Raw genomic sequence first — 18,687 nt, 5'->3', positions numbered from 1 at the left:
GCGGCTCCCGGAAGATTCCGGCCGGGTGGTTCCCCGGTCAGTTCTCGATGGACACGGCCATGCCCGGGACGTGCAGATTGCCGCCGAACTGGCCCGCCTGGTCCAGCTTCACCTTGCTGAAGTAGGCGTACGGGACGTTGAGCGGCGGCGGGTGCTCCGGATCGAAGACGATCGGGATCAGCCCGAAGAGGTTGCCCTGCAACCGCTCGGTGTACAGCGTGACCTTGCCGCCGCGGATGGTCGACGTGGAACCCGGGGTCGAGCGCACGTGGTAGTGCTTGCCCGACGACGGGTCGTCGACGATCTGGTGCAGGTCGCCGATGTCGATGCTGTCCGCGGTGAACTTCAGGGCCTGCTTGACGTGGCCGCTCTGCGTCGTGACGTTGACGACGCCCTCGTAGTTCAGACCGCGCAGGGTCAGCCCGCTGGACTCCAGGTGCCACGGGAGGTCCGGCAGGGTGACGGGCGTCTGCTCGTCCTTGCCCTTCTGCTTGTTCTCGACGACGCAGGGGTACGCCTGCTTGCCGCTGGAGTCCTTGCCGGTCAGCGCGCCGCCGGCCGCGTTGTCGGCCGTGCCCACCACGCCGTGCGTGGTGTCGTTGACCGCCTTCGACGGGTCCTTGACGGCGTCCGTGACCGGCTTGGTGACCTCGTCCAGACCGGGCCCGGAGTCCGCCGACGAGGCGGCGGGGGTGGACGGGGCCGGCGCCGGCGCCTTGGTGGCGGACGCGGACGGCGAGGGACTGGGCGAGGCCGTCGGCTGATCGGCCTTCTTGTGGACGCCGAAGAGACCGCCGAGCGCGTCGCCGATACCGCCGAGCAGCCCGCCGTCCGAAGAGGCCGACGGCGACGGCGTAGCGGAGCCCGAGGGCGCCTCGGTCTTCGGGGTGGCGGACGGCTTGGCCGACGGCGTGGCGGCGGGCTTGGTGCCCGCATCCTTGCTCGCGGACGGCGAGGGCGAGGCGGAGGGCTTGGCGGACGGCGTGGCGGTGCTCTTGCCGTCCTTGCTCTTCGCATCGTCGGCCTTGGCGCTCTGCCCGGAGTTGTCCGGGGCGGTGACGCACGGACCGTCCTTGAAGGGGCTCTCGGGCGGCGCCGACTTGGCTATCGCCATCTGGGGCGTCAGCCCCATGCCCATGAGCACGGCGGACGGCATCGCCGCGATGGCGATGGCCTTGCCCGCGGGCACATGCAGCCGAGTCAGCAGCGGCTTTCTGGGTGCCGCGTGCCTCGGCCCGGATCTCGCCCCGGCGGCTGCGTTCTCCTGGTGCAGCTCGTCACCCGGCACGGTGCCTCCCGTTCGTTCCGTTGGTCGGGCTCGTTCCTGAGAAGTCGTCCAGTCCGTTGCCCGACCCGGGACCGCCGGCCGCCGGAGCGGGGTTCGTGGCGACCACCGGTCCGACGATGTGGTCCGGTTCACCGGGCTCGTCCGCGCTCTGCACGGGCTTGCCCGGTGCCCAGGAGACACCCAGCGCACCGCCGATCAACCCCAGCAGGAAGCCGATCAGGAAGGCGCCGAAGTTCGAGACGACCAGGGAAACCAGGGAGAGCAGAATCGCCGCGACACCCGCGAAGACCCGCGAGGCCGGCTGGAACCACATGGTCAGACCGAGCACCACCAGCAGGACGCCGATGATCAGCGAGCCTGCTCCGGCGGTGGTCGCCATGCGGACGGTCAGGGAACCGATGGTGAGGTTCGCATAGGGGATGTACATGATCGGTATGCCGGCCAGCAGAGTCAGCAGGCCGCCCCAGAACGGGCGGTGTCCGCGCCATTCCCGGAACGCAAGCCGCTTCCGGCCGAGGATCTCGATCAGCCCTGATCGCGTTTCGGCGCTCATGCACCAGCCTCCTTGCGGTCGGCGGGCCCGCAAAAGTCGTGCCGCGCGCGCCTGTTCTTGACTCTCCCCCAGCGTCCGGCCGGAGGGACCCCCATGGTCCGCTCGCTCATGCCGAGAGCTCGCTTCGCTCGCCCTCGCATTCGCGAGGCGCGCATCCCCCTGATGATTCGCTCGCTCCGCTCGCTCATGTCGTACGGCTCCTCGGACTGGCAAGTCGGTGGATCAGTGGGTACTGCCCGGCGCTACCGGGCGCGCGGGTACGGGGAACGGCTCTCGCCGCGCAGCTCCACCCCGCACCCGCACGCCTCAGCGCGTCAGTAGCACTCGTTCTTGCCCTTGGCGACGCTCATCTTCAGGCCGCTGAGCTTGAACGTACCGGCCGTGGTGGCCCAGGCACGCTGCTGGACGTGGGTCAGGGTGGCCGAGTCGGCTTCCTGGGCGAAGGAGCCCGGGTCCGCCTTGTCGCCCTTGTGCATACCGGGACCCTTGGACGTCGAACCCGCGGCAACACCGATGTTGATGTTGTTGAAGGTCGCGTCCGCGCTGAGCTGGTCGAGGTCGATGTAGAGGTTCTTGGCCTCCACGGGCTGGCTGCCACCGCCGGCCTGGAGCTTCATCGACACGTCGCCGAAGACCGGAACCGGCACGACGACGGACTGGCACAGGTTGTGGATCTTGGCGTTCGAGAACCCCGAGACCGCCACCGGAACGTTCTTGCCACCCTTCTGGGTGTCGACCGCTCCGTACTGAACGAAGCCGGTGCCGTCCAGTCGGTCCGTGCTGACCTTGAACTGCTGGCCGGACACGCTGAACGACGCCGCGAGCGCACCCTGCGAGAGGGCCACGCCGATGGCGGCGGTGGCCGCCACGCTCGGCACCATGACGACGGCGAACCGCTTCCATCTGGTACCGCCACGAGCCAGGGACTCCATGACTTTCCTCCTTCTCGGACGTACATCTCCGGGACGCTCCGCCTCAGTTGAGACGGCCGTACCTGGGATGGGAGAAGTGCTACGTCCTCGGGAAGGAGAGCGCCTGTCCTCGGAGTTACAACGTGTTTCCGAATACCGGCGATCACCCCCGAGCGACAACCACTGGCCACGCTCTCGCGCAACCTCTCTGGACAGGCCCTGCCGTGTGGGGCAGAGACCCCCCTGTCCACGGCCGGCACCACTGCCGCCGGCCGACTCGGTGGGGACCCAAGTGCCCCGCGGCGCCGACCGGATGCCGGGCTGCGGGAATGGACCGAGCGTGGCCGATCGTCGTGCATTCCCGCCCGCCGCACAAGGCCCTCGTTACTTGCGGGTAACGGACCGATAACCACGCCGCGACGGACCGAGATCAACTGGGCACCCAGTGTCGCCGCTAACGACGAGGGGACATAGGGCAATTACCGACATAGCGCCACAAGGGGGCCGCCTGGACTTACTCCAAGTAACAGCGGCCACGCTTACCAAGATTTGGTAAAACGTGGCCGCGGTTCCGTTTGCCGGACAGGCTCACGGGAGCTGCTTCAGGTTCGTACAGGTCAGAAGCGGGCAGGACGGAAGGAGCAGTTGAGTAAGGGCGGGTCGGCTCAGAACAGGACGCGCGCCAGCGCCGTACGCGCCTTGGTCACCCGGGGGTCGTCCGCGCCGATGACGTCGAACAGCTCCAGCAGCCGCAGCCGCGCGGTCTCCCGGTCCTCGCCGGCGGTCCGCTTCACCGTCTCGACCAGCCGGCCGAAGGCGTCCTCGACGTGGCCGCCCACCAGATCCAGGTCCGCGGCCCGGACCTGCGCCGCGACGTCGGAGGGGTTCTCCGCGGCGTCCCTGCGCACCTCCTGCGCGTCCAGGTCCCGCACCCGCGCGAGGAGTTCGGCCTGCGCGAGGCCGAGCTTGGCCTCCGGGTTGCCCGGGTCGTCGGAGAGGACGTTCTGGTACGCGCGGACGGCGCCGCCCAGATCACCGGAGTCCAGCGCGTCGTTCGCCGCGGTCAGCGCCGCGTCGTACGGACCGGCCGGGGCCGGCGCATCGGCACCCTGCTCCTCGGCCGCCGCGGCGTCGACGGGCGCGCCCACGATGCCGAACTGCTGCTCGGCGGCCTGCACCAGCTGGTCCAGCACCTGCCGGATCTGCGCCTCGGGGGCCGCACCCTGGAACAGCGGGACCGGCTGGCCTGCGATGACCGCGAACACCGCCGGGATACCCTGCACCCCGAACTGCTGGAACAGCATCTGGTTGGCGTCGACGTCGATCTTGGCCAGCACGAACTTGCCGGCGTACTCCGCCGCGAGGCGCTCCAGCAGCGGGCCCAACTGCTTGCACGGCTCGCACCACTCGGCCCAGAAGTCGATGACGACCGGGACCTCGGTGGAACGCTGGAGGACGTCCTGCTGGAACCCCGCCTCGTCGACGTCGAACACCAGGCGCGCACCGCTCGCGGGCACCGCGCCCGTGCGGGCGGCCTCGGCACGGGCCTGCTCCGCCTTCTGCTTCGCTTCGCCGGCCGCCTTCACGGCTGCGAGATCGACGACTCCGCTCATGGACATGTTGCGTGGCTGCATGAGTCCATCCTCCCCCCTGTGCGGCCGGTTCCGGAAAGCGATCCGGAAAGCGGTCCGGAGAACGTTCCGGAAAGCGTCGTGGAAACCCGGGACCGGCGGGTCGGGCCGGACCCGGCGGCGGGCTCCGCACCCGTCCGTACGCCCTGCCGGAGTGCGGCGTACGTTCGGGGACCGGCGCCCGGCCCGGTCCCCTGGAAGACCGGTGTACGGCCCCGAGGAGGGCCGGCGTGCGCGGCCATGGGTCCCCACCCACGGCCAGTGGTGTCGCTCTTTCGCTACGGGTCGTAGCGTAACTCGGAGCCGCCCCCGCCCGGCAACCGGTTCCCGGCCGCCGTGGAGTGATCTCCCTCACGGCGCGCCCCGCCCGCCCCCTTACCCGCCGGTATGGTCGCCCGCATGCACCGCTCCCCCTGTCCCCGGAAAGGCCGCACGGGCCGCCCCCGCAGCGTCGAGACCGACCGCGCGATCCTCGACGCGACCCGTGCCGCGCTCGTCGACGTGGGCTGGGGGAAGCTCACCATGAGCGAGGTCGCGGTGCGCGCCGGCGTGGCCAAGACGACCCTGTACCGGCGCTGGGCCAACAAGAACGAGCTGGTCGTGGACGCGGTCGCGGTCCTCTTCGACGAGCTGGAACTCCCCGACCGCGGCGGCCTCCAGGCCGATATCGAGGGCGTGGTGCTCCAGTTCGGCGCGCTGCTCGCCCGGCCCGAGACCAAGACCGCGCTGATGGCCGTGGTCGCCGAGTCGACCACCGACGACGCGCTGCGCGAGCGGATCCGGTCGGCGATCGTCGACCGGCAGAAGCGGCTGGTGCTGCTGGGCCGGGAACGCGCCCAGCAGCGCGGCGAACTGCCGCCCGACACCCCCGGCCCGGAGGGCGCGCTGGCCGCCTCCCAGGCCGTCGGGCTGATCTTCGACGTGATCGCCGGCGCGATCGTGCACCGCACCCTGGTCAGCGCCGAACCGGTGGACGCCGCCTGGGCCCACCAGTTCTCGACGCTGCTGCTGACCGGCCTCGGCGGCCTGGGCTGACGCGCCGTCACCTGCCGGGCCGGTCAGACCTGGTAGCGCTCCGCGCGGAACAGGTGCAGATGGTCCGCGACCCACTCCGAGGTCCGCTCCAGCCCCTCCTTCAGCGGAACCTGCGGCTCCCACGACGCCCACTGCCGCGCGCGGGAGTTGTCCGAAAGCAGCCGCTCCACCTCACTGCCCGACGGCCGCAGCCGCGTACGGTCCACCACCACCTCGGCCGTGCGCCCGGAGGCCGCGATCAGCGCCTCGGCCAGCGCCCCGATGGCGATCTCCCGGCCGCTGCCGAGGTTGACGACCTGCCCCAGCGCCCGGTCGCAGTCGGCCAGCGCCAGGAACCCGGCCGCGGTGTCGGTGACGTAGGTGAAGTCCCGGGTCGGGGTGAGCGAGCCGAGCTTGATCTGCCGGGCGCCGGAGTGGAGTTGGGCCAGGATCGTCGGGATCACGGCGCGCGCGGACTGGCGGGGACCGTAGGTGTTGAACGGGCGGACCACCGTCACCGGCAGCTCGAAGGCGTGCCAGTGCGACAGCGCCATCATGTCCGCGCCGATCTTCGAGGCGGAGTAGGGCGACTGCGGCTGGAGCGGGTGCTCCTCGCTGATCGGGGCGGTCCGCGCGGTGCCGTAGACCTCGCTGGTGGAGGTGTGGACCAGCCGCCGCACGCCGTGCCGGCGGCACGCCTCGGCGATGTTCTCGGTGCCCACCACGTTGGTCTGCACATACGCGCCGGGCGAGTCGTAGCTGTAGGGGATGCCGATCAGCGCGGCCAGGTGGAAGACCGTGTCGCAGCCCGCGACGGCGTCCATCACCCGGCCCGCGTCCCGGACGTCGCCGGCGATCATCTCGACCGGGCTGCCGGGCGCCAGGTAGCGGGCCAGATTGCCCTTCTCGGCATACGGCTTGTAGTGGACGAAGGCGCGCACCTCGGCGCCCGCCTCGACCAGCAGATCGACCAGCGTCGAGCCGATGAACCCCTCGGCCCCGGTGACCAGGACCCGGCGGCCGGCCCACTGCTGCGCGGTGCTGCCGCCGGCGGTGGTCGTGGTGCTGCTGTTGCTGGTGGTCATGCGGACTCCTTCAGGTTCAGGGGGTTGGGGTAGCGGGTGGTGGGGCCGTCGTGGGTGGGGCCGTCGTGGGCCGGGTGGTGCGGACGGCCGGCCAGCGCCAGGGCCTTGGCGGCCAGCAGGTCGGCGGCGCGCGCATGGGTGCCGGGGTCGGCCGCAGCGCCCATCGCGGCGAGCCGGCCGGGGTCGTCGAGGAGCGGGGTGACCAGCCCGTCCAGCCGCTCCGCGGAGGTCTCCGCGTCGGACAGCAGCAGCGCCGCCCCGGCGTCGGAGAGCACCCGCGCGTTGTGCGTCTGGTGGTCGCCGGGCGCATGCGGATACGGGACCAGGACGGCGGGCATCCCGATGGTGGCCAGCTCCGCGACGGTCGCCGAACCGGCCCGGCAGACCACCAGGTCGGCCGCCGCGTACGCCAGATCCATCCGGTCCAGGTACGGCACCGCCTCGGCGACCGCGGCACCGCCGTTCGCCGCCAGCCGCGCCCGGGTGTCGTCCAGCGCCGCCGGACCGGTCTTGATCAGCAGCCGCAGATCCCCCCGCGCCCGGTAGCGGGCCGCGAGGCCCACGGCGGCCTCGGTGAGCCGGGCGGCGCCCAGGCTGCCGCCGTTGACCAGCAGCAGCCGCGCGCCCTCCGGGATGCCCAGCGCCTGCCGGGCGGCCGGCCGCAGCGCGGCCCGGTCCAGCCCGGCCAGCGGCCCGACCAGCGGCATCCCCACCGTCTCCGCCCGCTCGCCGCCGGCCAGATGGGGGCGGCTGCGGTCGAAGGCGAGGGCGAGGTGCGGGGTGAGCCGGGCGGCGAACCGGTTGGCCCGGCCCGGTACCGCGTTGGACTCGTGGATCAGGCTCGGCAGCCCGGCCATCCGGGCCCCGACGATCACCGGGGCGCTGGGATAGCCGCCCATCCCGACCGCGACCTGGGCGCCCTGCTCCTTGAGAATGGCCCGGCACTGGGCACCGGACTTCAGGAGCGCGGCCGGCAGCAGATAGCGCCGGGCGCCCAGCGCCGGGTCGAAGGGAATCATGTCGACGGTGTGCAGCCGGTATCCGGCATCCGGGATGAGCCGGGTCTCCAGGCCGCGTTCGGTGCCGACGAAGGAGATCACCGCGTCGGGCTCGGCCCGGCGGAGCGCGTCCGCGAGGGCGAGTCCGGGATAGATATGGCCGCCGGTGCCGCCCGCACCGATCACGACCGAGAGTGGTGTGCGCATGGCCGCCACGCTCGCCCGCAGCCCTAAGAAGGTTCTAAGACGGGTGTTTGGGAGCCTGTGTCCATGCCCACTCCGCCACCGCCCGGATCCGCACCCACCGCATCCGGGAACACCCCGTCCCCGTCCGCCGCCCCGAGGATCCTGGTCGTCGACGACGAACCGGAGGTCCGCGCCGCCGTATCGGACGGTCTCGCCGTCGAGGGCTACGCGGTACGCGGCGCCGCCGACGGCCTGGCCGCGCTCTCCGAGGTCGCCGCCTGGCAGCCCGACGCCATCGTCCTCGACGTGATGATGCCGGTACTGGACGGCCTGGCGGTCTGCCGCCGGCTGCGCGCCCTGGACGACCGCACCCCGATCCTCGTGCTGACCGCCCTGGACTCGGTCAGCGAGCGCGTCGACGGCCTGGACGCGGGCGCCGACGACTACCTGGTCAAGCCCTTCGCCCTGGACGAGCTGATCGCCCGCATCCGGGCCCTGCTGCGCCGGGCCGCGGCCCCCGCCGCCGACGACACCCGGCTCTCCTACGGCGATCTGGTCGTCGACGCCGCGACCCGCACCGGCCACCGCGGCGGCCGGCCACTGGAGTTCAGCCGCACCGAGTACGCCCTGCTGGAACTGCTGCTGCTCCACCCCGGACAGGTGCTGCCGCGCGAGGTGATCCTGGAGCGCGTCTGGGGCCGCGACTTCGGCCCCGACTCCAACTCCCTCGCCGTGTACGTCGGTTATCTGCGCCGGAAGCTGGAGGCGGGCGGCGAGCCCCGCCTGGTGCACACCGTGCACGGCATCGGCTACCGCCTGGACCGGGCGGAGGGCGCATGACCGGCCGCCGCCGGCTGGGCGGGCGCTGGATCCGCCGCCGCCCGCTGCGCACCCGCCTGGCGCTGGCCGCCTCCGCGGCGGTGGCGCTGGTCGCGGTGGGGGTCTGCGCCGCCGCGTTCCTCGTCATCCGCCACCAGATGAACCGCCAGCTCAACCTCAGCCTGGGGCAGACGGCCACCCAGCAGCTCCAGCGCATCCGCGACTGGGGCCCGATCGCGGGCGACGCCTCCTGCCAGTACCCGGCCGCCGCCTGCGTCCAGATCGTCCCCGCCGACCCCCGCAAGGACGCCCGCGGCCCGTACGCCCTGCCCGTCTCGGCCACCACCCGCGAGGTGGCCGCCGGGCAGCACCCCGCCTACTACACCGACCTCACCGTCGCCGGGCGCCCCGTCCGGATGTTCACCAGGCACCTCCCGCACAAGGACCTGGCGCTCCAGGTGGCGCTCCGCTCCGACACCGTCGACAGCGGCGTCCGCCAGGCCGCCTGGGCCCTGTCCGTGGTCGGCGGCGCGGGCGTCCTGCTGGCCGCCGCCCTGGGCTACTGGGTCTCCCGTACGGGCCTGGCCCCGGTCGCCCGGCTCACCGCCACCGCGGAGCGCATCGCCGCCACCCGCGACGCCCGCCACCGCATCGAGCTGCCGGACGGCCCGGACACCCACGAGGACGAGATCACCCGGCTCGCCACCAGCTTCAACACCATGCTCGGCGAACTGGAGCAGTCCGTCACCGCCCAGCGCCGGCTGGTCGCCGACGCCTCCCACGAGCTGCGCACCCCGCTGACCGCGCTCCGCACCAACGCCGAACTGCTCTCCCGCGCGGACCGCCTGACGGACGCCCAGCGGGACCGGGCCTCGGCCGCGCTGGGCCGCCAGCTCCGCGAGGTCACCACCCTCGTCAACGACCTCATCGAGCTCGCCCGCGACGAGGAGCCCCAGCCACTGGTCGAGCAGGTCCGCCCCGCCGCCCTCCTGGAGCACGCGGTCACCGCGGCCCGCGAGCACTGGCCGGAGATCACCTTCACCAGCCGCATCGACCCCGCGGCGGCCGGGACGACCCTCCCCGGGGTCCCGCCCCGCCTGACCCGGCTGCTCTCCAACCTCCTCGACAACGCCGCCAAGTTCTCCCCGCCCGGCGGCCCCGTGGAGACCGAACTGGTCGCCGTGCCCGGCGCGTTGGAGCTGACGGTCCGCGACCACGGCCCCGGCATCGCCCCCGAGGACCTGCCGCACGTCTTCGACCGCTTCTTCCGCGCCCAGGCCGCCCGCGCCCTCCCCGGCTCGGGCCTCGGCCTGGCGATGGCCCGCCAGATCGCCCGGGCCCACGGCGCCGAGCTGACGGCGGAGCGGGCACCGGGCGGCGGGGCGCTCTTCCGGCTGCGGATGCCGGCGGGGTGACGGGCGGCGCGGTGGCGGGCCCACCGGCGGCCCGCGGCCGTGGCGGCGGGACCGCGTCAGGGGTCAGCGGGCCCCGTCACCGACCCGGCCGCCGCGCCGGACTCCGTCAGAACCCGGCCGGTTCGGTGTAGACCCCCCACTCGTCGCGCAGCGCTCCGCAGATCTCGCCGAGCGTCGCCTCGGCCCGTACGGCGTCCAGCATCGGCTCGATCATGTTCGCCCCGCTCCGCGCGGCGGTGAGCATCGCCTTCAGCGACGCCTCCACCCGGGCGTCGTCCCGGGCCGCCTTGCGCTCCGCCAGCACCCGCACCTGTTCGCGCTCGACCTCGTGGCTGACCCGCAGGATCTCCAGGTCGCCGGTGACCGAGCCCTCGTGGCAGTTGACGCCGACGACCTTCTTCTCGCCCTTCTCCAGGGACTGTTGGTAGCGGAACGCGGATTCGGCGATCTCGCCGGTGAACCAGCCGTCCTCGATGCCCCGCAGGATGCCGGAGGTCATCGGGCCGACCGGGTGCTGCCCGTCCGGCACGGCGCGCGCCCCGCGCTCCTTTATCTGCGCGAAGATCTTCTCCGCGTCCGCCTCGATGCGGTCGGTCAGCGCCTCTATGAACCACGAACCGCCCAGCGGGTCCGCGACATTGGCGACCCCGATCTCCTCCATCAGCACCTGCTGCGTACGGAGCGCGATCTCCGCCGCCTGCTCGCTGGGCAGCGCCAGCGTCTCGTCCAGGGCGTTGGTGTGCAGCGAGTTGGTGCCGCCGAGCACCGCCGCCAGCGCCTCCACGGCGGTCCGTACGACGTTGTTGTACGGCTGCTGGGCGGTCAGCGACACGCCCGCGGTCTGGGTGTGGAACCGCAGCCACTGCGCCTTCTCGCTCGTGGCGCCGTAGACGTCCCGCATCCAGCGGGCCCAGATCCGGCGCGCGGCGCGGAACTTGGCGATCTCCTCGAAGAAGTCCAGATGGGCGTCGAAGAAGAAGGACAGGCCGGGCGCGAACCTGTTGACGTCCAGGCCGCGGGAGAGGCCCAGCTCGACGTACCCGAAACCGTCCGCCAGGGTGTAGGCCAGCTCCTGGGCGGCCGTCGCCCCGGCCTCCCGGATGTGGTAGCCGGAGACGGACAGCGGCTTGTAGTCGGGGATGCCGTGCGCGCAGTGCTCCATCAGGTCGCCGATCAGCCGCAGATGCGGCTCCGGCTGGAACAGCCACTCCTTCTGCGCGATGTACTCCTTGAAGATGTCCGTCTGGAGCGTGCCGTTCAGCACCGCGGGATCGACGCCCTGCCGCTCGGCGGCCACGAGGTACATGCAGAAGACCGGCACCGCGGGGCCGCTGATCGTCATGGACGTCGTGACGTCCCCCAGCGGGATGTCCTTGAACAGGACCTCCATGTCGGCCGCCGAGTCGATGGCCACGCCGCAGTGGCCGACCTCGCCGAGCGAGCGCGGGTCGTCGGAGTCCCGCCCCATCAGCGTCGGCATGTCGAACGCGACGGAGAGGCCGCCGCCGCCGGCGTCGAGGATCATCTTGTACCGCTCGTTGGTCTGCTCGGCGTTGCCGAAGCCGGCGAACTGGCGGATGGTCCACGTACGGCCGCGGTAGCCGGTCGGATACAGCCCACGCGTGAAGGGGTACTCGCCCGGCCAACCGATCCGCTCGAAACCCTCGACCGCATCGCCGGGCCGCGGCCCGTAGACCGGCTCGACGGGATCGCCCGAGAGCGTGCTGAAGTCCGCATCGCGCTTCCGGGCGGAGTCGTACCGGGCCTGCCAGCGGCGGCGGCCCTCTTCGATCGCGTCAGCGTCCATACCCACGAATTTACTAGGACGTCCTAGTACCTGTCGATGGCTGGCGCCCCGGATTCCGGGTCAGGGGCGGTCCCCTAAGGGTTGCGCGGGCCCCCGGACCGGGCCTTCCCCCGGGCCTGAGCAGCGCAAACGCGCCCCTCCGGGAAACGGGAGAGGCGCGTGGGGAACGCATCGGATCGACCGGCCGTAGCGGACCCAACCGGCCGTACCGGCCCCAGGAGCGGGACCGGCGGGCGGCGGGCGGCGCGTCGGGGCGCGCGCCGGCCGCGGCGGACCCGTCAGGCCTCGACCGGCTCCGGCGCGGCGTCCGCCAGCAGCGGCTCGACCTCGCGGACGACCTTGCGCTCGACGAAGAACGCGGCGGTGGGGATCGTGCCGGAGACCAGCACCCACAGCAGCTTCGCGAACGGCCAGCGCGCCTTGGAGCCCAGGTCGAAGGCGAAGACCAGGTAGATGATGTAGAGCACGCCGTGGACCTGGGCGACGACGAGGGTCAGGTCCTTGCCCATCCCGAAGCCGTACTTGAAAACCATGCAGGCGCAGAGCACGAGCAGCATCACGGCGGTGACGTAGGCCATCACCCGGTAGCGGGTCAGCACGCTGGATTTCATGGGTACGAGCGTAACCGCCCGGAAAACCCCCGCGGACGCGGGGACCACGCAACCGCCCGGTACCAGGTGAGAGCCCTTCGCGGGCCCCCGCGGACGCGGGGCACCGGCGCGCCGGCCCGCGGTGACCCTGCTTGGCAGCCTCAGCCCTGGTCCTCGAAATCGTCGGCCGCCACCCGCAGCGGGCGCAGCATCGCGAAGATCTCGGCGCACTCGTCGGCGTCGTACACCCCGAGCCCGAAGTCCATCGCCATCAGATCGCGGGTGGCCGCGTCGCACACCTCGCGCCCCTTGTCCGTGATGGACGCCAGGGTGCCCCGTCCGTCGTTCGGGTTCGGGCGCTTGGCGACCAGGCCGGACCTCACGAGCCGGTCGACGGTGTTGGTGACCGAGGTGGGGTGCACCATCAGCCGCTCGCCGATCTTCGACATCGGCAGCTCGCCCGCCTTGGAGAAGGTCAACAGCACCAGTGCCTCGTAGCGCGCGAAGGTCAGCCCGTACGGCTTGACCACCGCATCGACCTCGGAGAGCAGGATCTGCTGGGCCCGCATGATGGACGTGATCGCGGCCATCGAGGGGACGGAGCCCCAGCGCTGCCGCCACAGTTCGTCGGCGCGCGCAATGGGGTCGAAGGCAAGGCTGAGCGGCTTGGGCACGTCTCCGACCCTACCCGGCGGTCACATGCTGGTCAGCCCTGTCTCAGTTTTCGGTCTCATGGAGTGGCCCCCGGCCGTCGCGGGCCCGGCGTTCCGGGGGCCGTAGCGGCACGGCGGTCAGGCGGTCCGGGCGCGTTCCGCACGCCGCGGCCCGGTCCCCGGCCGCGCTCCGGAGCGCCGTACCTCGGCGATCACGGCGAGGACGCACACCCCGCCCACCACCCCAGCGGCCGGCATCACCACCGGGAGCGGCGCGTGGTCGGCGGCCACCCCGGCCAGTCCCATCGCCACCCCCATGATCGTCATGCGGCCCGCCTGCATCACCGTCATCGCCTGCCCCAGCAGCCCGTCGGGGACCGCGGCGGCGAACCACCGGTCGACCCCGAAGTTGTACGAGATCGAGGTGCCGGTCAGCACCAGCAGGAGCACGGCCCAGCCGAGCGACGGCCGGGCGGCGAACCCGAGGGACGGCAGCACCGCGAACACTCCCATGGGGAACGTCAGCCGGGCGCGCGCCCGCGGCCCGAGGAAGGACCCGACCAGGGTTTCGGCGGCCACCGCCCCGATGGGCATGCTGCACATCAGCAGCCCCGCTCCGGCCGGCCCGGTGCCCAGGAGGTCCCCGTAGGGGACGAGCAGCGCCTCGGGGACGACCACGACCGCCGGCGGCACCCAGCCGAGCAGCAGCAGCGCCCGGATCCGCCGGTCGGCGAGCAGCCGCCGGGTGCCCGCCAAGGAGGCGTCCAGCAGCGCACCGCGGGCCCGCCCTCCCGTCACCCGACCTCCACCCCCAGAAGACGGCGCTCCGCGCCGACTCGCCCCCCGCGCCGGGCGGGCGGCGGTGCCCAGCCGCAGCAGCAGGGCCGAGCAGGCGAAGGTGCCGGCGGTGATGCCGAGCACCGCGCCCGGAGGGACGGCGGTCAGCAGCAGCCCCCCGGCGGCGAAACCGGCCAGCTGCGCGCCCTGGTTGACGATCCGGATCAGCGAGCGCCCCAGGACGAACGGATCGCCCTCGCCGAGGATCTCGCCGAGCGTCCCGGCGCGGGTCCCGGCGAAGACCGGCGCGACGGCCGCGATCACACAGCGCAGCGCGAGCAGCACCGCCACCGGGACACCGGGCAGCGCCATGGCCGCCGCGGCCGGCGCGCACAGCGCGTCGCACAGGACCAGCACCCGCCGTCGGGACGGGATCGGGGTCTCCCCTGCTCGAACGAAGTTGAGAGCTTGGGGACGGTCGGCGACGGCCGACAGCAGGGTGCCGCCGAGGACGTACGGCAGCAGCCCCAGCGCGAAGGTCAGGGCGCTGAGCAGCGGTGAGCCGGTCAGCCGGAAGACCAGGACGGAGAGCGCGATCTCGCAGACGACCACGCCCAGGGAGGACAGCAGGTGCGCGGCGAAGACGTAGCGGAACTCCGTCACGGCGAAGACCGCACGGTAGCCCCGGCGGACCGGGCCGCGGCCCGGTGCGCCCGCGCCGGGGGGCGGCGGGCAGGCGGGAGCGCGGCCCGGTTGTTCGGGCCCGGAGGGGGAAGGCATGACGTCAGCGTGCCGGGGCCGGCCGGCCCGCCGTAGTGTTTCGGCCGGAGCCGAATCCTGGGGAGGGGAGGGCCCGGCCGTGCCGCTGGACCTGCATTTCGGGGCCGACGATCTGCTGCGTATCCGGTTCGCGATCTCGCCGCTGTGCGAGACCCATGAGGCGCTGCGGACCCTGCGGCGGGCCGACCGGCACGGCTATCACCTGCCGTGGCTGCGGCGGATGCGGGAGCGGGTGGCCGGGCTGGACCTGTCGCCGGTGTGGCTGTTCGTGCCCTCCCCGCGGCCCGGGTACACCCCCGATTTCCTGGGCCGGCCGCCGGACGTACCGCTGGCGGACTTCGCGGCGGAGCTGGCGCGCCTGCGGGCCACCGATCCGGCGCTGGCGCGCGCCGAGATGGCCAAGTCGCTGGCCTGTACGCCGGGGGCCGCGCAATCGGCGCGTGGCCGGGCGGCGCTGGCCGACCCGGAGCGGGCCGTCCAGGAGCTGGCGGATGCCACCGAGCGGGCCTGGCACGCCCTGCTGGCCCCGGACTGGCCCCGGCTGCGGGCCCTGCTGGAGGCCGAAATCGCCTACCGGTCGCGGCAGTTGGCGGACGGCGGGCTGCACCGGCTGTTCGCCGATCTGCATCCGCGGCTGTCCTGGTCGGACGGCACGCTCTCGGTCCGCACCCGTACGGACTTCGTGCAGATGCAGGACCTGGACGGGCGCGGGGTGCTGCTGCTGCCGAGCGTCTTCGTGTGGCCGGACGTGGTGAGCGGCTTCGATCCGCCGTGGCAGCCGACCGTGATCTATCCGGCGCGCGGGATCGGCGGGCTGTGGCAGGGCCCGGCGGCCGGCCCGGCGCTGGCGCGGCTGCTGGGCGCCAACCGGGCCGCGGTGCTGGCCGCCCTGGACGCACCGGCGACGACCTCGGCGCTGGCGCACCGGCTCGGGCTGGCCGCGTCGTCCGTGTCGGCGCATCTGTCCGTGCTGCGCGAGGCCGGTCTGCTGACCTCGCGCCGGCACGGGCATCAGGTGCTCTACGAGCGGACGCCGCTGGGCATCGCGCTGGCCGCGGGCGGCTGACGGGGCGGCCCCGTCGCGGGCGTCCGCCAGGAGGCCCGGACTACAGGAGCTCCGGGCTTCAGGAGCTCCGGGTGTCCTGGGCCAGGTGCCGTTCGACGGTTTCGACCTTCGAGGTCAGCCCGTCGGTCACGCCCGGCCGGATGTCGGCCTTCAGGACCAGCGAGACCCGCCCGGAGCGCGCCTCGACGGCGGCGACGGCGCGCTTGACGACGTCCATGACCTCGTCCCACTCGCCCTCGATGGAGGTGAACATGGCGTCCGTGCGGTTGGGCAGCCCGGAGTCGCGGACGACCCGGACGGCGTCGGCGACGTACTCGCCGACGTCCTCGCCGACGCCCAGCGGGCTCACGGAGAAGGCGACGATCATGCGTTCACGACCCCTTCCTTGCGGGCGCGGGCGGCGATCACGCTTGCCTCTTCCTCGCGCTTGAGCACCTTGTCCGCGTACAGGCCGCCGAACGGGACGATGGCCAGGACGAAGAAGAAGGCCGCGCGCTTCCAGGGCCACTTGGTGCGGTTCCAGGCGTCCAGCAGCAGCACCACGACGATGGTGAACAGGACCCCGTGCAGCATGCCGAGCGGGAACACCAGCGCGTCGTAGTGGAGGAACAGCTTGAATCCGGTGCCGAATATCAGCAGCGCCGGGAAGGAGAGCGCCTCCGGAATGGATGCCAGGCGCAGTCGGTGCAGGGCGGCGGCGGTCTTGATGTCCACGGGAACCTCGTTCGGGCGGAGGGGGGAGGCAAGCAGCGATGCTTGTGCAAGAGTTCACAAGCATCCGCCCCATTGTTACAGCCGCCCCGGCGATCACCGCGCCCGGGTCGGGGCCCGGACTCGGGGGGCGATCAGGGGGATGTCGGGGGAACGTCCGGGACAAAAGCCCTGCCCCGCGCCGCCCCGGGCGGATACCGTCGGGGCCGTGGCTCAGTTTCGGCTCCAGGGGAGCAAGGTGCTCGCCGTCGACATGACGGGCGACGCCGTCCGGGCGAAGAACGGTGCGATGGTCGCGTACGAGGGCCGGATGGCGTTCAAGAAGATGACCGGCGGCGGCGAGGGGCTGCGCGGCATGGTCACCCGGCGGCTGACCGGCGAGCAGATGGCCGTGATGGAGGCGAAGGGCGAGGGCACCTGCTATTTCGCGGACCGCGCGTGCGAGATCAACCTCGTCCGGCTCCAGGGCGAGAAGCTGTACGTGGAGGCGGGCAACCTGCTGTGCACGGACGCCGCGCTGCGGACGGGCACGACCTTCACCGGCCTGCGCGGCGCCTCGCAGGGCAACGGCCTGTTCACCACCACCGTCGAGGGCCACGGCCAGGCGGCGATCACCTCCGACGGCCCGGCGGTGGTGCTGCGGGTCACGCAGCAGTACCCGCTCCAGGTCGACCCCGGGGCGTATGTCGCGCACACCGGGGACCTCAGGCAGCACTTCCAGTCCGGAGTGAACTTCCGCACGTTCATCGGCGAGGGCTCCGGCGAGGCGTTCCAGATCCGCTTCGAGGGCGAGGGCCTGGTCTACGTGCAGCCCAGCGAGCGCACCACCGTGGGCGGTGACGTCTGATGCCGTTCACGGCCCTCAACTCCCGCATGGTGGAGGCCACGATCGCTCCCGGGCAGCGGATGTTCAGCCAGCGCGGCGCGATGCTCGCCTACCGCGGCGAGGTGCGCTTCACCCCGAACGTCCAGGGCGGCCAGGGCGGCGTCGGCTCCATGATCGGCCGCCGGATCGCCGGCGAGGCCACGCCCTTGATGACCGTGGAGGTCCCCCAAGGTCTTGATGACCAGGGAGGTACCCCCACCGCGACGGTGATGTTCGGGCACGGCGGCCACCACGTCCATGTCGTCGACCTCACCGGCGAGACGCTCTACGTGGAGGCCGACCGCCTCCTGGCCTTCGACGGCTCGCTCTCCCAGGGCACCATGTTCATGGGCTCCCAGGGCGGGGTGATGGGCATGGTGCGCGGGCAGGTCACCGGCCAGGGCCTGTTCACCACCACCCTCCAGGGCCACGGCTCGGTCGCCGTGATGGCGCACGGCGGCGTCATCGAGCTGCCGATCACCCCGCAGCGCCCGGTCCACGTCGACCCGCAGGCGTATGTCGCGCACCGCGGCGAGGTCCGCAACCGGCTATCCGCCGCGCTCGGTTGGCGCGAGATGATCGGCCGCGGCTCGGGCGAGGCCTTCCAGCTGGAACTGTCGGGCCAGGGCACCGTCTACGTACAGGCGTCGGAGGAGAAGCTGTGACCGGTCCCGTCGTCCACGACGTCCACTCCCTCCCCGCCGACGACAACGTCAATCCCTACGCCTTCAGCGTCGACCTCGACGGCCGGTGGTTCCTCCAGAAGGGGAAGATGATCGCCTACTACGGGCAGATCGACTTCCACGGCATCGGGCACGGCCGCCTCGACCGCCTCATCGCCGGCAGTTTCCATTCGCCACTGCACGCCGCGGACTGGGTCGTCGCCGAGGGCCGGGGAAAGATGCTGCTCGCCGACCGGTCCTTCGACGTGAATTCCTACGACCTGGATGAGGGCAACCTCACTATTCGCTCCGGCAACGTGCTCGCCTTTCAGCCATCTCTGTCGCTGAAGCAGTCGATCATCCCCGGCTTCCTCACCCTCATCGGCACCGGGAAGTTCGTCGCCGCCTCCAACGGCCCCGTGGTCTTCGTCGAGCCGCCGATCCGCGTCGACCCCCAGGCCCTCGTCGGCTGGGCCGACTGCCCCTCCCCGTGCCACCACTACGACCACCGGTACCTGCGGGGATTCCTGGGCGGGCTGCGTGCGCACACCGGTTTCGGCGGCGTCTCGGGCGAGGAGCACCAATTCGAGTTCACCGGCGCCGGAACGGTCCTGCTCCAGTCGACCGAACGGATCGTGCCGGAACTGGCGACCGGCGCACTGCCGGAGGAGGACGGCATACCGGGCGACGGCGGCCACGTTCCGCAAAGTGGCTCACAACTGCCGCAGCTTCCCGGCAACCTCCGGGGGCTCCAGCGCCGCTTCGGGCTGTGAACGGTAGTCTGCGGACGGTGACCTCGAACGTCTGACCAACGCCCGGTCCCGGCCGGCCGGTGTCTGTCACGCCACACCACTGCCATGATTAATTTACTATTCA

General features: G+C 72.4%; 19 protein-coding genes. 7 read left to right on the top strand and 12 right to left on the bottom strand.

Going from position 1 to position 18,687, the window contains the following annotated elements:
• Positions 1-37: 37 nt before the first annotated feature.
• The 4 genes from IEZ17_RS02145 to IEZ17_RS02130 form a co-directional block, all read right to left on the bottom strand.
• Complete coding sequence (locus tag IEZ17_RS02145) at positions 38-1,288, bottom strand: hypothetical protein (protein ID WP_189295698.1); 1,251 nt, start codon at positions 1,286-1,288, stop codon at positions 38-40.
• Positions 1,278-1,841: a DUF6114 domain-containing protein gene (locus IEZ17_RS02140; RefSeq protein WP_189295696.1), complete on the bottom strand. Its 564-nt coding sequence runs from the start codon at positions 1,839-1,841 to the stop codon at positions 1,278-1,280. Before IEZ17_RS02140 ends, IEZ17_RS02145 begins: the two co-directional genes overlap by 11 nt.
• A gap of 314 nt (positions 1,842-2,155) precedes the next feature.
• Positions 2,156-2,773, bottom strand: coding sequence for a DUF6230 family protein (locus IEZ17_RS02135; protein ID WP_189295694.1), 618 nt, complete (start codon positions 2,771-2,773; stop codon positions 2,156-2,158).
• A 644-nt stretch (positions 2,774-3,417) separates the two neighbouring features.
• Complete coding sequence (locus IEZ17_RS02130) at positions 3,418-4,386, bottom strand: tetratricopeptide repeat protein (RefSeq protein WP_189295692.1); 969 nt, start codon at positions 4,384-4,386, stop codon at positions 3,418-3,420.
• Between the two features lie 396 nt (positions 4,387-4,782).
• Here IEZ17_RS02130 and IEZ17_RS02125 point away from each other — a divergent pair, with 396 nt between their 5' ends.
• Positions 4,783-5,418 carry a TetR/AcrR family transcriptional regulator gene (locus IEZ17_RS02125; protein WP_229851687.1) on the top strand — a complete coding sequence of 212 codons (636 nt, stop codon included), beginning with the start codon at positions 4,783-4,785 and terminating at the stop codon, positions 5,416-5,418.
• A 23-nt stretch (positions 5,419-5,441) separates the two neighbouring features.
• On the opposite strand, the gene IEZ17_RS02120 is transcribed toward IEZ17_RS02125, so the two are convergent.
• On the bottom strand, positions 5,442-6,482 hold the full coding sequence (locus tag IEZ17_RS02120; protein WP_189295688.1) for a GDP-mannose 4,6-dehydratase: 1,041 nt from the start codon (positions 6,480-6,482) through the stop codon (positions 5,442-5,444).
• Complete coding sequence (locus tag IEZ17_RS02115) at positions 6,479-7,687, bottom strand: UDP-N-acetylglucosamine--N-acetylmuramyl-(pentapeptide) pyrophosphoryl-undecaprenol N-acetylglucosamine transferase (protein WP_229851684.1); 1,209 nt, start codon at positions 7,685-7,687, stop codon at positions 6,479-6,481. Before IEZ17_RS02115 ends, IEZ17_RS02120 begins: the two co-directional genes overlap by 4 nt.
• A gap of 63 nt (positions 7,688-7,750) precedes the next feature.
• Here IEZ17_RS02115 and IEZ17_RS02110 point away from each other — a divergent pair, with 63 nt between their 5' ends.
• Positions 7,751-8,506, top strand: a complete 756-nt coding sequence (locus IEZ17_RS02110; RefSeq protein ID WP_229851682.1) for a response regulator transcription factor — start codon at positions 7,751-7,753, stop codon at positions 8,504-8,506.
• The gene (locus tag IEZ17_RS02105) at positions 8,503-9,900 is read left to right on the top strand and encodes a HAMP domain-containing sensor histidine kinase (protein WP_189295686.1); all 1,398 of its coding nucleotides are present in this window, start codon (positions 8,503-8,505) and stop codon (positions 9,898-9,900) included. Before IEZ17_RS02110 ends, IEZ17_RS02105 begins: the two co-directional genes overlap by 4 nt.
• 106 nt (positions 9,901-10,006) lie before the next feature.
• On the opposite strand, the gene icmA is transcribed toward IEZ17_RS02105, so the two are convergent.
• The 4 genes from icmA to IEZ17_RS02085 all read right to left on the bottom strand — a co-directional run bounded on the left by icmA (position 10,007) and on the right by IEZ17_RS02085 (position 14,507).
• On the bottom strand, positions 10,007-11,707 hold the full coding sequence (icmA, locus tag IEZ17_RS02100) for a coenzyme B12-dependent isobutyryl-CoA mutase large subunit (RefSeq protein ID WP_189295684.1): 1,701 nt from the start codon (positions 11,705-11,707) through the stop codon (positions 10,007-10,009).
• A gap of 278 nt (positions 11,708-11,985) precedes the next feature.
• Positions 11,986-12,318: a DUF3817 domain-containing protein gene (locus IEZ17_RS02095; protein ID WP_189295682.1), complete on the bottom strand. Its 333-nt coding sequence runs from the start codon at positions 12,316-12,318 to the stop codon at positions 11,986-11,988.
• Between the two features lie 140 nt (positions 12,319-12,458).
• Positions 12,459-12,971, bottom strand: a complete 513-nt coding sequence (locus tag IEZ17_RS02090; protein WP_189295680.1) for a MarR family winged helix-turn-helix transcriptional regulator — start codon at positions 12,969-12,971, stop codon at positions 12,459-12,461.
• Positions 12,972-13,088: 117 nt separating this feature from the next.
• Positions 13,089-14,507 carry an MFS transporter gene (locus IEZ17_RS02085; RefSeq protein ID WP_189295677.1) on the bottom strand — a complete coding sequence of 473 codons (1,419 nt, stop codon included), beginning with the start codon at positions 14,505-14,507 and terminating at the stop codon, positions 13,089-13,091.
• Between the two features lie 79 nt (positions 14,508-14,586).
• Here IEZ17_RS02085 and IEZ17_RS02080 point away from each other — a divergent pair, with 79 nt between their 5' ends.
• Positions 14,587-15,573: an ArsR/SmtB family transcription factor gene (locus IEZ17_RS02080; RefSeq protein WP_189295675.1), complete on the top strand. Its 987-nt coding sequence runs from the start codon at positions 14,587-14,589 to the stop codon at positions 15,571-15,573.
• 58 nt (positions 15,574-15,631) lie between these two features.
• On the opposite strand, the gene IEZ17_RS02075 is transcribed toward IEZ17_RS02080, so the two are convergent.
• Both IEZ17_RS02075 and IEZ17_RS02070 read right to left on the bottom strand, forming a co-directional pair.
• Positions 15,632-15,940, bottom strand: a complete 309-nt coding sequence (locus tag IEZ17_RS02075) for an MTH1187 family thiamine-binding protein (protein ID WP_189295673.1) — start codon at positions 15,938-15,940, stop codon at positions 15,632-15,634.
• The gene (locus tag IEZ17_RS02070) at positions 15,937-16,287 is read right to left on the bottom strand and encodes a DUF3817 domain-containing protein (protein WP_189295671.1); all 351 of its coding nucleotides are present in this window, start codon (positions 16,285-16,287) and stop codon (positions 15,937-15,939) included. Before IEZ17_RS02070 ends, IEZ17_RS02075 begins: the two co-directional genes overlap by 4 nt.
• Before the next feature lie 205 nt (positions 16,288-16,492).
• Here IEZ17_RS02070 and IEZ17_RS02065 point away from each other — a divergent pair, with 205 nt between their 5' ends.
• From IEZ17_RS02065 to IEZ17_RS02055, 3 genes are read left to right on the top strand one after another with little or no spacing between them, the layout of a single operon-like run.
• Complete coding sequence (locus tag IEZ17_RS02065; protein WP_189295668.1) at positions 16,493-17,131, top strand: AIM24 family protein; 639 nt, start codon at positions 16,493-16,495, stop codon at positions 17,129-17,131.
• On the top strand, positions 17,131-17,814 hold the full coding sequence (locus IEZ17_RS02060) for an AIM24 family protein (protein ID WP_189295666.1): 684 nt from the start codon (positions 17,131-17,133) through the stop codon (positions 17,812-17,814). Before IEZ17_RS02065 ends, IEZ17_RS02060 begins: the two co-directional genes overlap by 1 nt.
• Complete coding sequence (locus IEZ17_RS02055) at positions 17,811-18,584, top strand: AIM24 family protein (protein ID WP_189295664.1); 774 nt, start codon at positions 17,811-17,813, stop codon at positions 18,582-18,584. The genes IEZ17_RS02060 and IEZ17_RS02055 overlap by 4 nt, the downstream gene beginning before the upstream one ends.
• The last annotated feature ends 103 nt before the right edge of the window (positions 18,585-18,687 follow it).

It is taken from the genome of Streptomyces albospinus (assembly GCF_014648695.1).
Taxonomy (GTDB): Bacteria; Actinomycetota; Actinomycetes; order Streptomycetales; family Streptomycetaceae; genus Streptomyces; species Streptomyces albospinus.
This window is presented reverse-complemented; position numbering and strand designations above follow the sequence as displayed.

Coding starts and splice junctions, on each gene's coding strand:
- IEZ17_RS02085 (WP_189295677.1), bottom strand. CDS start 14,507: ATGCCTTCCCCCTCCGGGCCCGAACAACCGGGCCGCGCTCCCGCCTGC.
- IEZ17_RS02105 (WP_189295686.1), top strand. CDS start 8,503: ATGACCGGCCGCCGCCGGCTGGGCGGGCGCTGGATCCGCCGCCGCCCG.
- IEZ17_RS02110 (WP_229851682.1), top strand. CDS start 7,751: ATGCCCACTCCGCCACCGCCCGGATCCGCACCCACCGCATCCGGGAAC.
- IEZ17_RS02140 (WP_189295696.1), bottom strand. CDS start 1,841: ATGAGCGCCGAAACGCGATCAGGGCTGATCGAGATCCTCGGCCGGAAG.
- IEZ17_RS02135 (WP_189295694.1), bottom strand. CDS start 2,773: ATGGAGTCCCTGGCTCGTGGCGGTACCAGATGGAAGCGGTTCGCCGTC.
- IEZ17_RS02130 (WP_189295692.1), bottom strand. CDS start 4,386: ATGCAGCCACGCAACATGTCCATGAGCGGAGTCGTCGATCTCGCAGCC.
- IEZ17_RS02060 (WP_189295666.1), top strand. CDS start 17,131: ATGCCGTTCACGGCCCTCAACTCCCGCATGGTGGAGGCCACGATCGCT.
- IEZ17_RS02095 (WP_189295682.1), bottom strand. CDS start 12,318: ATGAAATCCAGCGTGCTGACCCGCTACCGGGTGATGGCCTACGTCACC.
- icmA (WP_189295684.1), bottom strand. CDS start 11,707: ATGGACGCTGACGCGATCGAAGAGGGCCGCCGCCGCTGGCAGGCCCGG.
- IEZ17_RS02115 (WP_229851684.1), bottom strand. CDS start 7,687: ATGCGCACACCACTCTCGGTCGTGATCGGTGCGGGCGGCACCGGCGGC.
- IEZ17_RS02075 (WP_189295673.1), bottom strand. CDS start 15,940: ATGATCGTCGCCTTCTCCGTGAGCCCGCTGGGCGTCGGCGAGGACGTC.
- IEZ17_RS02120 (WP_189295688.1), bottom strand. CDS start 6,482: ATGACCACCAGCAACAGCAGCACCACGACCACCGCCGGCGGCAGCACC.
- IEZ17_RS02125 (WP_229851687.1), top strand. CDS start 4,783: ATGCACCGCTCCCCCTGTCCCCGGAAAGGCCGCACGGGCCGCCCCCGC.